At 36.0% G+C, this 16,092-nt stretch carries 12 protein-coding genes; 4 read left to right on the forward strand and 8 right to left on the reverse strand.

Going from position 1 to position 16,092, the window contains the following annotated elements; all coding sequences use genetic code 11:
* Window positions 1–1,800, forward strand: a complete 1,800-nt coding sequence (locus tag KPL50_RS04760; RefSeq protein ID WP_216297315.1) for an ATP-binding cassette domain-containing protein — start codon at window positions 1–3, stop codon at window positions 1,798–1,800.
* Window positions 1,801–1,994: 194 nt separating this feature from the next.
* On the opposite strand, the gene KPL50_RS04765 is transcribed toward KPL50_RS04760, so the two are convergent.
* Window positions 1,995–2,774 (reverse strand): hypothetical protein, encoded by a 780-nt coding sequence (locus KPL50_RS04765; RefSeq protein ID WP_216297316.1) that lies wholly within the window; start codon window positions 2,772–2,774, stop codon window positions 1,995–1,997.
* Between the two features lie 568 nt (window positions 2,775–3,342).
* Here KPL50_RS04765 and hypB point away from each other — a divergent pair.
* Genes hypB through KPL50_RS04780 form a run of 3 tightly spaced genes read left to right on the forward strand, consistent with a single transcriptional unit; the run spans window position 3,343 to window position 7,091 of the window.
* Entirely contained in the window at window positions 3,343–4,014 is a 672-nt protein-coding gene (hypB, locus tag KPL50_RS04770) for a hydrogenase nickel incorporation protein HypB (RefSeq protein WP_216297317.1), read from the forward strand.
* 36 nt (window positions 4,015–4,050) lie between these two features.
* Window positions 4,051–6,729, forward strand: coding sequence for an FAD-dependent oxidoreductase (locus tag KPL50_RS04775; RefSeq protein WP_216297318.1), 2,679 nt, complete (start codon window positions 4,051–4,053; stop codon window positions 6,727–6,729).
* A 20-nt stretch (window positions 6,730–6,749) separates the two neighbouring features.
* On the forward strand, window positions 6,750–7,091 hold the full coding sequence (locus KPL50_RS04780; RefSeq protein WP_216297319.1) for a hydrogenase maturation nickel metallochaperone HypA: 342 nt from the start codon (window positions 6,750–6,752) through the stop codon (window positions 7,089–7,091).
* Window positions 7,092–7,268: 177 nt separating this feature from the next.
* Here KPL50_RS04780 and KPL50_RS04785 read toward each other — a convergent pair whose 3' ends face one another.
* The 7 genes from KPL50_RS04785 to KPL50_RS04815 all read right to left on the reverse strand — a co-directional run bounded on the left by KPL50_RS04785 (window position 7,269) and on the right by KPL50_RS04815 (window position 15,973).
* Window positions 7,269–8,000 carry a DNA alkylation repair protein gene (locus KPL50_RS04785; protein ID WP_216297320.1) on the reverse strand — a complete coding sequence of 244 codons (732 nt, stop codon included), beginning with the start codon at window positions 7,998–8,000 and terminating at the stop codon, window positions 7,269–7,271.
* A gap of 63 nt (window positions 8,001–8,063) precedes the next feature.
* Window positions 8,064–9,299 (reverse strand): RNA-guided endonuclease IscB, encoded by a 1,236-nt coding sequence (iscB, locus tag KPL50_RS04790; RefSeq protein WP_216297321.1) that lies wholly within the window; start codon window positions 9,297–9,299, stop codon window positions 8,064–8,066.
* Between the two features lie 494 nt (window positions 9,300–9,793).
* Window positions 9,794–10,531: an SIMPL domain-containing protein gene (locus tag KPL50_RS04795; RefSeq protein ID WP_216297322.1), complete on the reverse strand. Its 738-nt coding sequence runs from the start codon at window positions 10,529–10,531 to the stop codon at window positions 9,794–9,796.
* A 94-nt stretch (window positions 10,532–10,625) separates the two neighbouring features.
* Window positions 10,626–11,462, reverse strand: coding sequence for an ABC transporter permease (locus KPL50_RS04800; RefSeq protein ID WP_216297323.1), 837 nt, complete (start codon window positions 11,460–11,462; stop codon window positions 10,626–10,628).
* A 7-nt stretch (window positions 11,463–11,469) separates the two neighbouring features.
* Entirely contained in the window at window positions 11,470–12,384 is a 915-nt protein-coding gene (locus tag KPL50_RS04805; RefSeq protein ID WP_216297324.1) for an ATP-binding cassette domain-containing protein, read from the reverse strand.
* Window positions 12,385–12,793: 409 nt separating this feature from the next.
* Window positions 12,794–14,140 carry a peptide MFS transporter gene (locus tag KPL50_RS04810; RefSeq protein ID WP_253200455.1) on the reverse strand — a complete coding sequence of 449 codons (1,347 nt, stop codon included), beginning with the start codon at window positions 14,138–14,140 and terminating at the stop codon, window positions 12,794–12,796.
* 33 nt (window positions 14,141–14,173) lie between these two features.
* Complete coding sequence (locus KPL50_RS04815; RefSeq protein ID WP_216297325.1) at window positions 14,174–15,973, reverse strand: aminopeptidase P family protein; 1,800 nt, start codon at window positions 15,971–15,973, stop codon at window positions 14,174–14,176.
* Between the last annotated feature and the right edge of the window lie 119 nt (window positions 15,974–16,092).

Raw genomic sequence — 16,092 nt, forward strand, 5'->3', positions numbered from 1 at the left:
ATGATAAAACTTAAAAACTTAGCTAAAAAATACGGAGACACTGTAATACTTGATGATATAAGTTATAATTTTCCACAAAAGGGTCTTGCTTGCATTTTAGGTGCATCCGGCTGTGGTAAAAGCACGTTGCTGAACTTACTTGCAGGCTTTGATACTGATTACAGTGGTGAAATAAATGTTTGTGGCAGTTCTATTAGCGATATGAACGCCAGTAAATTATGTGATTATCGTAGGGATAATGTAGGATTTGTTTTTCAAAATTATCACTTATTAAGTGGCTATACTGTCCTTGATAATATTCTTTTAGCTTGTGAGCTAAATTCTGACAGGTTAGAAATAAACATAAGTAAAGCAAAGGTGATTTTAGATAAGGTGGGTATTTTAGAAAAAGAAAATGAAAAAATCGAAAACCTATCCGGTGGACAAAAACAGCGTGTTGCAATAGCAAGAGCACTTATTAACAACCCGAAAATTATTTTTGCAGACGAACCCACAGGGGCATTGGATCGAGATACTTCCAGCGAAATTATGAAGCTAATCAATAAAATTGCTGATGAAAGATTGGTTGTCCTCATAACTCACGATAAAAAAATATGCGACTTTGCTGACGAAATAATCACAATAGAAAGTGGGAAAATCAAAGTATTACAAACCTCTTCTAGTGATAAAGTAATGGAAGAAAAAAACGGTCTAAATGCAAAAGCAGCAGTTAAAGTATCTGTTATGAGCAGGGCAATGAAGAATTTTAAGGTGCACCTAAAAAGATATATAGCAGTTTCCCTTGCTATTTCCATTGGTATTTGTGCGTTTATTCTCTCACTTTCCTCTGGTAATATAATGAAAAAGTCTATTTTAGACTTCAAAGAAAAAAATACTGCATTTAATAATGGATACATTAAATGCAGTGATGATACAACTATATTTAATTTTCTGGCTAAGGATGAGCGGATAGAAAATATTTATTATCAATATCCTCTTAAAAATATTACGCTTATCCTTGATGGCAAAAGTGAAGCTGTAACTGAAAAAATTCCTACGCCAAAGGCAAATGAAAGTATGTCTTACGGTACTATGCCACGCAGGGGCCTTACGGAAATTGCTATAACTCCAAGCCTTGCGAAAAAGTTTGCAAGTAATATAAACACCATAATTGGCAAAAAAATCTTATTCAAGTTTAACAATTTCAGTGAAACATTTACCATTAGTGGTATTTATAATGCAGGGTATGACGATTTCTTTATAAGCTCCGACATTGAACAAAAGCTATATAAGAACATCGGTGGCCAAAAGAGTTATTCCATTAGCTATGATGTTAAAGAGTTTGAGCATATAGTTGCGGTTAGCAATATGTTAGAGCTGAAAGGCATTACTTCAAAAAATGCTTCAAAGGACGTTTCAGCACTACAAGATACCTTTAACAGCCTAAATCGTTTATTTTTAGTATTGTCAGTTCTTATCTTTGCTGTAGGGTTGTTTATAAGTACAATCTTACTTGTTAAGCTCCAGAATTCTAGATATAGAGAGGTTGGCCTTTTGTCAGCCTTAGGCTTTAGCAAGGAGGTTATTCAAAAGATTATATTAGGTGAAAATCTACTACTTTCTTGCATGGCAACAGCTACAAATGTAGTATTGATAACTTTAGCTTACTTGGCACGATGGGTTGTAGATTCTTCAGTAGTTATTACTTTTGTACAAGCAATAGGCTCCATGATAGCGACCTTTGCAATCATTCTTTTCGTGAGTATTGTAGTTAGCTACAAGCTAATTAACACTGAACCCGCTACAGCATTGAGGAAATGATAAATTTGCTTTTAAACTCTTATCAGATGCACTAGACACAGGTTGATGAGGCTCACCATAGCAAGTGGGTCACTTCATGCCCCATTAAGGTAACTGTGACTTGGTAAAAACAGTAAACAGGCAATGTTAGTTATCCTTAAAAATCTCCATAAAAAAGAAGGCACTATTTGCCCTCTCTACGATTCTAGTTAAATTTAATATTGCTTGTTTGCTAAAATATTTCCGTTTTTATCTCCTACTATTGCTGCATAAACTGTAAATGTTTTATTATTTGCTGTGAATGTAAAATCTTTTACCATACTATTCATTATCATTAATCCATAGTTATGGTGCTGATCTGTATACCCATCATAATTAGTTGTTATGCTAATAATCATTGAAGTTCCATTTTCAGGTATTTGTATTTCATAATCTGTTATAGCTTTATATATAGGCATTGTGTTTTCTTGATCTCCATCTTTAGAGATAGAAAGTTTAAATGCTTTTTTAGCTTCTGGTATCAGAGATTTATTTGTAACTTCTATTGCTGCTTTTTTTCTATCTGCAAGTGCTTTAGCATCAGCTATCTTCTTATCTTCTTCGGCTTTTTTTTCATTTATTATTTTATCAGCAAGAGTTTTATCTTCGATTTCTTTTGCTTTGGTTTGTTCCGGTGTTAATTCAACAACTTTTTCTGTCCCCGTACTTGCAGTGATGGGTTTTGAAATTGGATCTGGTGTTTTATCATCGTTTGGAGAAAATATTAAAAATAATATAAGTGCTAGTGGAATTATAAACCTTTTTCTTGTATACCATTTTTTATCTTGTTTAGCTTTTTTATAATTTTCCTTAATATCCATAAATACTTTATCGGTTTTTTCCTTTGACTTGACGTTTTTTAATTTTGCATCTACAAATGCTTGTTTCCTTTTGGCTATTTTACCTGCATGTTTTGCGTTATGTTCCGCTTGCTTTTCCATTAATTTTTTAAACATTAACATATGCCACCTTTTACTTTTGTAATAGATGCCGGGATTACCCGCACCTTATTTTTTTTATATTCTTAAATTATTGTGCTATTAAACCTCCTTAAAATATTAGAATATTTTTTTGATTATATTTAGTACATTGTATTGCCACCTTATATTATCATATTCTAGGAATCTCTCCAACAAGAACCGACAAAAACCGAGTTAAGGTTGTTTAAACCAAAACATATAAAGTGTTGCTTGGATGATTTTGAATCATTTAAGCAATTTTTTTATTTTGAAGTACGGTTTACACTTATATGTACAATAATCCTTCTCATAAGCTCTAAACACATCATTTATTCCATTTTCTATGTGTAAACTATACTCGGAATATAAAGTCAACAAACGTTGAAATTGCAAGTGTGTTACTTTTTTGACAATGATATCGTTTTTAAATATACTTAAGATAGCAAAACTATAACAATCTAACAAGGGTGCTAGGTAGCACTAAGTGATTGTAAACGATTTTTTACTTTTCAAATGAAAAAAAGAGTAAAAACAAAATTTAGTATGAAATAGAGGGGGATATGATATGGATACATTTAAAATTCTTGAGATAAAGAAAAGTGTTTTCGAAAATAACGATAGACAAGCGGATTTACTTAGGGAAGAATTGAAAAAAGAAAAGACATTTTTATTAAATTTAATGTCATCACCAGGTTCGGGTAAAACAACAACTGTTTTAAGAACCATTGAAGCACTTAAAGCTGAAATGAGCATTGGTGTTTTAGAAGCTGATATTGACTCAGATGTAGATGCTCAGGCTGTTGCGCAGACAGGTACAAAAGTAATCCAATTGCACACAGGTGGTATGTGTCACCTCGATTCAGATATGACCAAGCAAGGTCTATCGGGACTGGGAACAGAAGGAATTGATTTCGTTATTTTAGAAAATGTAGGCAATTTGGTTTGTCCAGCAGAATTTGACACTGGAGCTTCAAAAAATGCCATGATTTTAAGTATACCAGAGGGAGATGACAAACCTCTAAAATATCCACTAATGTTTTCTATTGTTGATGTTTTATTGATTAACAAAATAGATGCAATGGACTATTTTGATTTTGATTTAGAGGCAGTCAAAGCGCGCGCTAAAAAATTGAACCCAAATGTAAAGATTATCCCAATTTCTGCTAAAACCGGTGAGGGAATCGCTGAGTGGGCCGATTGGATTCGTAGCGAAGTTAAAAATTGGAACATAAAATAGCATTATAGTGAAAATTAATATGGGGGGGGACTACGTATGGTAAAAGAAAGAGTATTGGATCTTGCAAATAAGATTAGTAGGACAAAACGAGGTTCAAAATCAGAAATAAAACCAGAACATCCAGAATATAAAATTTTGGAACCTGTTGTTACAGATGAAATGGCGGAAGCCGCACTTTGCCTTGAATTACGTAAGCCGAAGAGTGCAGAAGAAGTTGCTACGCTCTGTGGTAAATCTGTAGAGCAAACCGCTAAACTCTTATGGGAATTGGCCGTTGCCGGTGTTGTTTTTGTAAACAAAATTGATGGCGTTGACAAATACTGGCATGATATTTGGGTTCCAGGCCACATGGAAATGATGGCTAACAACAGGGAAAACGTAAGAAAGTTTCCGCAAATTGCCAAAGCTTTTGATGATTACGGAAAAAGAAAAGGTCCCATGGCAGCAGGTCTTTTTCCTGTAGGCACAGGACCTATGCGTGTTATCCCTATTGAAACAGCCATTGAAGGGGAAACCAGAAGAGCATCCTATGAGGAAGTTTCCAAATATCTCAATGAAAATACTATTTTCTCAGTTTCGGATTGTTCTTGCCGTACATCAAGAGAAGCTATGGGAGAAGGTTGCGGTCACTTGAAGGAAGATATGTGTATTCAGATGGGTCATGCTGCTGAATTCTATATCCGTACAGGCAGAGGCCGTGAAATTACCCGCGTGGAAGCTTTTGAAATTATTAAAAAAGCCGAAGAAAATGGTTTGATGCATAGTATACCCAATACAGATGGCCCTGGAAAAACTCACGCCATTTGTAATTGCTGCGGTTGTTCCTGTTTCGCTATGAGGATTGCCGGTATGTATCTTAACAATGATATGGTTCGTTCAAATTATGTTTCACAAATCGATAAAGATAAATGTGTTGCTTGCGGAGAATGTGCTACGGTTTGTCCTGTTAATGCATTGAAATTAGGTCAAAAGGTATGTACTAAAACTCCAATTACTCCGGAGACTCGTGAGGATTTCCCATCTAATACAGAGTGGGGTCCCGACAAATATAATGTGGATTATCGTACCAATAGAGAAAATGTTGTTGAAACCGGTACAAGTCCTTGTAAAACTGAGTGTCCAGCTCACATATCTGTTCAAGGATATATTAAACTAGCTTCTCAAGGGAAATATAAAGAAGCACTTGAACTTATCAAGCATGAAAATCCGTTTCCAGCAGTTTGCGGGCGTATCTGTCCAAGAAAATGTGAATCTGCCTGTACAAGGGGCGATATTGATGATGCTGTTGCTGTTGATGAAATCAAAAAATTCATTGCCCAGCAAGAGCTACACATGGAGAATCGCTATATACCAAAATTGAGACATGAATATGGTAAAAAAATTGCCATTATCGGTGCTGGACCCTCAGGTCTGTCTTGTGCTTTCTACTTAGCCATCGACGGTTATAAGGTAACAGTGTTTGAAAAACAAAAGGCACTTGGCGGAATGCTTACACTTGGAATTCCATCTTATAGATTGGAAAAAGAAGTAATAAACGCAGAAATTGATATTTTGAGGGAACTCGGCATCGAGTTCAAGACAGGTATTGAAGTAGGTAAAGATGTCCGCCTTGAAGATTTAAGAAGTCAAGGATATGAAGCATTCTATCTTGCAATCGGTGCTCAGGCAGGTAGAAACCTGGGTATCGAGGGTGAAGATGCAGAAGGTGTTGTTACAGGTGTTGATTTCCTACGAGATGTAAACTTGGGTAATGACATAAAACTTGAAGGAAACGTAGTTGTAATAGGTGGCGGTAACGTTGCAATTGATGTTGCAAGAACAGCTACAAGAGTTGGCTGCTCAAAGGTTGATATGTTCTGTCTTGAAAATCGAAAAGAAATGCCAGCGCTTGCAGAAGAAATTGAAGATGCAATGTCAGAAGATATTGGTATCAACAATTCTTGGGGTCCAAAACGAATTCTAAAGGAAAATGGACGTGTATGCGGTATAGAATTCAAAAAATGTCTTTCAGTTTTCGACAAGGATGGAAAATTCAGTCCTATATTTGATGAAAAGGAAACTGTGATTGTTAAGACAACTCATGTTCTGATTTCAGTAGGTCAGGGAATAGACTGGGGCAAACTACTGGAAAATAGCAAAATAGAATTAAATCCAAACAAGACAATCAAAGCAGATTCCTTTACGCTGCAGACAGGAGAGCCAGATGTATTTGCAGGCGGAGATGTCATGACAGGTCCTAAGTTTGCTATTGATGCCATTGCTTTGGGTAAAGAAGGTGCAATTTCAATCCATCGTTATGTTCAACCAGGACAGAGCTTAGTTAACGGTCGTGACAGGAGAGAGTATCATTCACTTGATAAAGAAAACTTGAATCTTGAAAGCTATGATCGTATGCCTAGGCAAAGATCACTTCCTGTGGATGGAAAGAAATCAAGGGAAACCTTTAAGGATTTACGCATTACCTTTACAGAAGAACAAGTGAAGAAGGAAGCAGAACGTTGCCTTGGCTGCGGTGCTACAACTGTAGATGAGTATATGTGTGTAGGCTGCGGTGCATGTACAACTAGATGTAAATTTGACGCCATTTCACTTGTCAGAAAATATGACGCTACGAGCGTACCTTTTGAAAAGCTAAAACCGGTAATTCTTAAAAATATGATTGTGCGCAAAGGTAGAATTTTTATCCATAAGGTTAAAAAGTCCTTACGCAAATAGAAAAAAGGTGGTGATTTCATTTGCATGAACTGGGCGTAGTGTTTGAAGTCATTAAGACGGTTCAAGACTTTGCAGAAAAAAACGGATTGACAAAATTCGATAAATTGGTTCTCCAAATTGGCGAGCTCTCATCCATGATTCCAAAATATATTGAAGCTTGTTACCCAGCAGCCGTAGATGGTACGCCATTGCAAGAGATGAAATTAGAAATTGAAATATTGCCTGGCAATGGTCTTTGCAAAAAATGCAATAAAGTTTTTAATATCATTGAAAATAGTCAAGCATGTCCAAACTGCAGCAGTAAAGACTGGGATTTATTAAGCGGAAGAGAGTTTATGATTAAAGAAATTGTCGCTTGCTAAATTGAGGCTCAAAAAAAGGTTATAACACACTGCCCTACAAAATTTAATTTTTGCAGGGCAGTGTGTTGTTTTTTAATCTCGTTCACACTCATTCAAGTGGTAGTTATTTAAAGTTAGGTTGTTCTTGCCATTCGTCAAACATGATTCAAAAACATTATGAAGAAAAATTTAAGGTATTCAACAACGTGCTTGTTTCTTTTTCTTAACGCCACGAGATTCCATCTTTTCAATGTAAGTTCTAATCATAGGTACGTTGCAAGCAGTGTTACCCATATCCACAGTCACCTTCCCTATTTTGTCTCCTAGTTCCTTAGCTTTTTTTGATAAATCAGGCACATAACCACCAGCTGCAATGACAAATAAGTTCATTTGATATTTAACTCCTTCCCGTTCATCATGAATAACCACTGCAATGTGATCAAGATACTGATTTATCTCATGCATATCTATGAGATCATTGGGCAATGTGGCTAAAATGCTAGTATAGGTTGACCACCCTGCTGCTGCAATTGTCTCAATATCTGATTGTATCCATTCTCTAGCCAACTGGACACCGAAAGCACTTTCAGAAGTAATCCAAGCAACTGTGGTGCATGCTATACTTTCACAACGACTATTGACTACCCAATGTTTAAGGTCCTTTAGTGTCATCTTTGTTTCATCAGCAATAAGCCCCGCTAAATACATGGCATCATAATTACCCGTATCAAATAGTTGCAATGATAAATTATAATCTTTTTTAATGATCTTTTGAAGTTTTTTAAGATCTGAAACTTTAACGCCATATTTAGGATCTGGTACACCATGGTTCCCATAAATACGACGGTTTTGTTCGCTGCCATGCTCTTCCAAATACAGCATAACCTCTCCAATTTCCATATGATCACCTGGTTTCTTAAATCTAAACATATCTAAACATATCTAAACATTTAAATTTAAAACCAGTATTCACCTCACTTTCTATTTTTAAATTTATATAAATCTTATACTATTCGGTCTTGAAATAAGATTAAGACTTTTTAACCCGTATCTTTTAAGTACGATATTATCTTTGGTTGTCATATTAAACTGCTTTTTTTCTGGATATATTGCTGTTATATATCCAATATAACATAAGCCATTTCGTTTGGTATATTTAACATAATCTCTTAATTTAAATCCATCAACAATTTTATCTATATCACCCTTTGATTTTTTGCGTAAAGGTTTTATATGCCAGTCTTTAATGTTGATATCCTTAGTTTTAATTTCAGTGCCACAAACTACTAAAGCATCATTTGAATGACTTTTTTCTATATTCCAGTCTATTCTATGATTTGCAGTATCGGCGCCTGTATTCAAATGTAGTGGCGCTATTTTCCCAAGTTCCACTTGCAGATATTTTTTACCTTGCATAACATGCATTGGATGCCTAAGATATAAATTCTTACCTTTAATTTTATTTAAATATCTATCCATCATCTGAAGTTCCTTGCCAAAAGTTTTTATATGGCACTTTTCGCATAGAGTTACACCGTTATAAATACTATCAGCTCCACCACTGTTTTTGGGTTTAACATGGTGCATTTGAAGTTTAATTTTAGAACTGCACTCTACACATTCAAAGTTATCTCTCATAAATACAGCTAACCTTATGTTATTATCAAGTCTATTTGACTTCTGATACTGGCATTTATATAGCTTTTTGCCTTCAATCAAAACCCTTATGTCTATAAGAACATCTTCAAGATATATAGCATCTATCTTAGTCCATTTTAATAGTTTACTTACAACCCTTAATATAGACTGTTTCTTTTGCAGTATAGTTGGCGCAAGTCTATTCTTGCGTTTAGATGCGCGTCTGTTATCAAACCTCTTTTCACGATATCTTTTATGGTACCTATGATATGTTCTATGGCCCTTTCTTACAGTCATTTTTGTGGAAACATCTTGCCTTAATTCTATAGTTCCTTTGAAAACTGTTTTAACCTTTGTGTTACATTGTTGAATTATCCCAAGGCCTACATTTTTACTTCCATCATCAATTCCAAGATAATTTTTAACATCATCAATATTATCATCCTCAACTATCTTTTGTAGCTGTATTACCATTGGAAATTTATTAAGCATTTTAGCTTTGTTTTTCCGAATAAGATAATATGCTTTGTTTTTGTTGCATGGACTTAATCTGTTGCCAGATAAGTCCACTACAAAAGAATATTCGACCATCTCTAGTCATCCTCCTAATGGGTATTTTTCTTCTTGCCAATGTCAAATGGTGGTGTATTGAGTTTTGATGTGTCTAACCATAGCAATTGCCTTAGGTTAGTTTCTTTCTAACTATCATAGGGCTTCAGACTGAAGTACATCTAAAGGTACGTCTTTAACCAATCATCTAACGTAGTTCATCGTGCTATTTCTTTTTCAAGAAACTACACTCACTGAGGCTTGAAAGCAACCTTCACTCCTTACAATTTGTATAGTTTTGTTAAATATTGTTTTTTTTGCAAGCAGTTTAGTAGCTCCCTAATTATTGATATATTCATTTATATTCATTATATATCATTTGATAATTATTATCAATTAGTTTTATAAGCTGATTAGCAAATTTCACGCACATAAATACCCTGGATGTAAGGCATAAATTAAAGATAATTTATTTTGCTAAAAAGAGCCGATAAATCAATAATGACTTATCGGCTCTAATATTATTGATATGATTATTAATATGTGTAAACTAACCCTACGGATGCTTTTATTTCCAACTCTCCTGAAGGAATATTTGTCTTAGATGCCTCAGGACTAGATTTTAAACTGTCCATACCAGAATATATTATTGGAGGGTTGTAACCACCACTAGTTTCATTAATCTGTGATGGTAGATCTATCTTAATTCCAAACTGTTTTGCTAATGTATCAGCTTTTGCTTTTGCTTTAACTGTTGCGTTCTGCAGCGCTTGTAAATAATATTTATCCGGATCGGCTACTGTAAATCGGATATTAGAAACTGTGTTTGCGCCATTTGCAGTCACTGCATCAATAACTGCTCCAACTTTTGAAATATCTCTTATTGTTATTTCCAGTGTATTAAGAACTTTATAGCCTGTCACATTGGAACTTTTATCTTTCTCAGAATATGTCTCAATGGGATAAATTGTGTACTGCGAAGTCTTAATATCTAAATCTGCAATTTTAAGTTCTTTTAGAACTTGCATAACCTTATTCATTTTTGTTGTGTTTTCTTGTTGAGCCACTTTTGAGCTTTTATTTTCTGTTTGCACACCCACATTAATATAAACCAGATCTGGTTTCACCTTTACGGTGCCCTCTGAACTAACTGAAATTGTCTTCTGTGGTAATTTCGGTCTATCGGCATTAGCAGTTGCTGAAAACCCACTTGCTATTGCACCAAATAGAAATGTAAATGCTAAAGTACATATTAACATGATCTTTTTACTCATTTTAAACTCCTCCTAAACTATATTTAATTATCTTACTCTTATTACGTAAAATAAATGCAATAAGTTACAATGACAGAGGAGAATTATGAATATTTTAACTCCATATATCTCCTTCTTTACTTTTTGATCGATTAATCCTTGAAAAATCCACCCTTGAGAAGACATAAGTTGATAATAGTAAAAATACGAGTCCGAAAATGATTACAATAACCATGCTGATAGGAGGCGTAATTACAAAACTTCCAATTTTAAAAGCAAGCTGCTCCGCCACCAATTGATCCGTTGTTAAAGACGTCTTTTCCAATATGATGGTTCTAAAAAACGCTGTTGTATATGTCATGGGATTTAGATAAGCAACATATTGCAGTACCTTAGGTAACATTGATAGCGGTATATATGCACCACAAAGAAATGTAAGTGGCATTGTAATGGCCGTTATTACAACTTGGAATGTTTGAGAATTCTTAACCAGAGTCGCTAAAAACAATCCGAGTCCCGAGAATACAAGACCAACTACAATCATCACACCTATTACCGCAAATGGTGTTATCCAGGATGTGAATTTAAGTCCTATAAAATAACCAATGAATAAAATAATAATACCCTGCATAGTTGCTATTGTTGCTGCTGATAATAGCTGACCTGTGGCTATTTGGATTCGTTTAACTGGGCTTACTAGTACTTCCTTCATAAACCCCGAAACAATATCTTCAATTGTACTTGTTGCAACGGTAAGGGAGGTCTGAAAGACGGTGGTTATCACAATACCTGCAAGCATATAGTTTACTGGATTTTCAATATTTTGATTTTTAAATACCGAACTGAACACAAATAAAAAGAAGAATGGCATGATAATCGTGAAGACAAGCTGAACACGATTCCGAACAAAAATTTTAATGTTTCTAAACCATAAAGCTACTATAATATCCATAAATTCCTCACTTTCTTATATCTTTTCCGGTAATTTCTAAGAATACATCATTCAATGTACCTTTATTAATTTCCAAATCTGTTATAGATTCTTTCTGATCACTTATTATGTCCATCAATTTGGGTAAACTATCAACTTCAATTGAATAATAACCGTTTTTTTTCACGTATTTAAACCCTGCCCCGTCTAGCAGTACTTCCAGCCCTTGCTCGTCTAGGGTTGTAATATTTGCTTTATCCTTTGTATATTGCTGTTTCAAATGATAAGGAGTGTCTATAGCAACGATTTTACCCGCATCCATAATAGCAACTTTGCTGCAAATCTCTGCCTCCTCCATATAATGTGTTGTTAGAAAAATGGTAATATTCTTCTCCTTTTGTAGCTTTACAATATAATCCCACATGTGAGCCCTTGTTTGAGGGTCAAGACCTGTGGTTGGTTCATCTAAAAACAATACTTTTGGATAATGTAGCAGAGCCCTGGCTATTTCCACACGTCGTTTCATCCCACCGGACAGACTGCTTACCATTGCTCTTTTCCAGTCCAGCATATCCACTAAATTTAAAACAAATTGGATACGCTCATTTGCTTCACTTTTGGGGATAGCATAAAAATGACAATGCATAATTAAATTTTCTAAAACGGTCATTTTATTATCCAATGTGGGTTCCTGAAAAACAACCCCAATAACACTTCTAACATCATCCTTTTCATGGGAAACGTCTTTTCCGTCAATGATTAGGGTTCCTGAGGTCTTATCGAATATGGTACACAGTGTATTAATGGTTGTGCTTTTACCTGCTCCATTTGGGCCTAAAAATGCAAAAATGCTACCCTCTTCTACCTCAAAGCTCACATTATCGACTGCTGTAAATTTATCATATTTCTTTACAAAATCCCGAACTTCTATTATGTTTCTCATGGTATTCACTCCTATCAACTGTTTTCTAATATTACTCTTCTCTAAATCTGTTAAAATATTCAGCTGCAGATCTATTCATTTCTAATGAGAAATCAGACATATCTTAAATCTTATTAGGTCATAAATTCATAAAATTATAGTTTAATGGCCATGGCCTTATTTTATATTTCTGTTACTCTGTCTAATACATTGTAGCACAGAAATTAATTTCTTTAAATCCCTGTAAAGGAGCAGGTACTTGGATCCATTTTGTTCTAGTTATTTGTTAATTAATTTGTACTATGTAAAAAAAGGTTTTCCCTCTAATTTAAGGGAAAACCTTCCTTTTTCTTATTGCACATTAATTCTTACATCTCTTTTGTTTTAGAAAATAAACTTATTATGCGACATTGACCTTTTTCGCTAGTTATTAATCTTCCAGCAGTTTTATAAGCTTTTTGTCAAAGACAAACAGCAATGCTGCGCATACGAAGAGAATAATTGGAATGATAACATATGACTGTATGATAGGGAATTTTGAAGCAAACTCATACAGGTAGCCATAAGATTTACCAGCTACGAAGGTAGCAAAAATCCAAACCCCCATAAGTATTGAGTAAATCTTGTTTGGTGCATGTTTAGTAACAAAAGAATTTCCCAGTGGTGAGAACAGCATTTCACCCATACTGAGGAGCACACCGAATCCGATGATCCAAAGGATGCTTGCCTTAGATGTAGCACCTGCACCTACTCCTCTTGAAATTTCTGCACCTACAAGCATCAAGAAGGACATTCCAAGAAAACTAAGACCCAGTGCCAATTTTTTAAACAAGCTCAAGTCACCTTTAGGTCTCTTTGACAGCTTGAACCATATTACACCCAACACCGGACCCATGGCAATACATACAAAGGAGTTCAATGAATCGAACCATGAAAGTGGAACTGCGAATCCGCCTACATTCATGTTGACAAACTGACCACCAAAGTCATAAACAGCCAAATAAGTTAGATACCAAAACACCCAGAACACAATTGAGAATATGGATACTAATACAATAGCAAATACCTTTCTTTTTTCCACTTTTGTTAATGGTTTAAGTTCGGTTACAGCTTTCTTTTCTATGTGCTTACCTGCACTGAAAGGTTTTTTGCCTACTTCTCCAAGGAATTTCATACCGAAAAGGAACCACAAAGCATCAATAACACAAATGATACCGCACAGTACGAACGCAGCTCTGAATCCCTGAACGTCGCCCTTTGCAAAAGTAGTTGCTATAAGAATACCTACAGCCGTTGTTCCGATAAACGCTCCGATATTAACGAAGGAGTACTGAACTGAAAATGCTGAATCCAGTTGCCTTTCGTCATCAAACAGTGCGCCGTTGATTGCAGAAACGTTGCCTTTGAAAAGGCCTGTACCGATGGCTACAAGCGCCACCATCACATTCATTGTTACAGCACTGGTTGCAGATCCACCCACTATATAACCCGCAGCCATCAAAATCAAGCCAACCGGAACACAGTACCTGGCGCCAATATGTCTATCGGAAAGGTATCCTCCAATAACAGGTGCAAGATAGGTAAACGCAACAAGATTCGATTGAATAAGTGCAGCTTCAATCTTTGTAAGACCCAATCCTCCTGTTATTATCGTAGCACTAACAAAAACAAATATCAGATACTTAGCAGAATAATACGCCATCCTTTCGAACATGAACGCGATACAACAAACATAAAACCCAAAAGGACGTTTGTTTTTTACTACAATTTCACTCATAATCTTCCCCCTAAACTAATTTTTTTCTCTTGTTTAAACTTCTCTTGTATACGACTTTAGCCACGTTCGCTCTTCATCGCTCAGATACTGAGCTAATTTCTCGTACACAAGTTTATGATAACTGTTTAAATACAGTTTTTCATCACGGTTAAGGTCTTCTATCGCTATGGCATCCAAATCGATTGGAGCATACGTAACAGAATCAAAGTGCATGAACTGACCAAATTCGTTTTCAACGCCTTTTCTGACGATGAGCTCATTCTCTAACCGAATGCCATGGGACCCATCTATATAAATGCCCGGTTCATCGGTTATGACCATTCCTTCTTCCAGGGTGTTAGTTTCATGCTTTGATGGTACGATATACCATCGAAAGCCGCTGGGTCCTTCATGAATATTCAACAGATAACCGACACCATGACCGGTTCCGCATTTATAATCGATGTCAAGACTCCACATGGGTTCTCTAGCCAATATATCTAGGTTGTAACCTTTGCATCCGTAAAGGAATCTGGCACGGGCCAAATTCATCATGCCTCTGGCTACAGCCGTAAAGTGTAGTTTAAGTTCTTTGCTCACTTCGCCAAGGGCGATTGTTCTTGTGATATCCGTTGTACCTTCAAAGTAGTTTCCGCCGGTATCCATTAAGAATAAGTGCCCTTCTGCAAGTTCCACATCCGTTTCAGGTGTAGCCGAGTAGTGCATCATGGCTGCATGTTCCTTGAAAGCGCAAATTGGTGCGAAGCTTTGCCACAAGTAACCCTCCTGCTGCTTTCTAAGCTCTTCCAGTTTCTCTGAAGCACTAATTTCTGTAATTCTTGTTTTTGAGACATTTGTTTTCAACCAATACATGAGTTTCGTAATGGCTACTCCGTCTTTAATGTGGGCTTTTTCAATATTAGCTAGCTCCACAGGGTTTTTTATTGCCTTAAGCAGGATAGTAGGATTATCTGCTTGGATTTTTTGGGTCTGAACTGGAATGTTCTTATACAACGCATAATTAATCCTGTCTGGGTCAATAAGCACAACATCCTCATCCTTAAATCCCTTTACAGATTCATAAATGTCGTTGTAAGGCCTTAACTCCACCCCATCCTTGGCTAAAGCTTCCTTGACGTTTACATCAAGCCTACTTTCTTCAATAAACAAGTCTACCTTTTCCATGTCAACAACCGCATAACAGAGCACCAGCGGTGAATACATTACATCATTTCCTCGGATGTTGAGAAGCCAAGCGATGTCATCCAAGGTTGTGATGACATGGTATTTGGCGCCTACATCTTTCATGGTTGCTCTTATCCTAGACAGCTTGGACAACCTACTTTCGCCAGAATATTTTTCTTCAAGAAGAAAAACAGGCTCCTTTGCTATCTTCGGACGGCCTTCCCATACCTCGCCTACGAGATCATAGTCGCACTCAACCTTAACGTTCTTATGGGCAAGTCCTGAAACAAAATCTTCCCCTTCTTGCATTGCCATAAGACGTCCATCAAATCCGAGTTTTCCATTATTGATCATTTTAGCTTCTATGTATTGAAGTACCGTAGGAACACCTGGATTGCCCATCTTAAAGAGCTTGATTCCACTGCCTTCAAGCTGATGCTCGGCCTGAAGGAAATACCTTCCATCCGTCCAAAGACCCACTTCGTCTTTTGTAATCACCGCTGTTCCGGCAGAACCCGTAAAACCGGTTACAAAAGCCCTTGCCTTAAAGAATTCTCCTACATACTCGCTTTGATGGTTATCTGCGGATGGAACAACATAGGCGTCTATACCCTTTTGTTCCATAAGCGCTCTCAGTTCTGAAATTCTTTCTATTACATTTTTACTCATTTTTCCCACCCCATTTTCATAAAATTGACATTTAAGTTATTGTTTAGAGCTTGACCAGTACCCTCATTTACTAACACAATATTCTTAACTCTCACACCAAATTTTCCGGGAATATACAC

The sequence above is a fragment of the Clostridium sp. CF012 genome (assembly GCF_018861755.1).
In the GTDB taxonomy this organism is placed as follows: domain Bacteria; phylum Bacillota; class Clostridia; order Clostridiales; family Clostridiaceae; genus Clostridium_AD.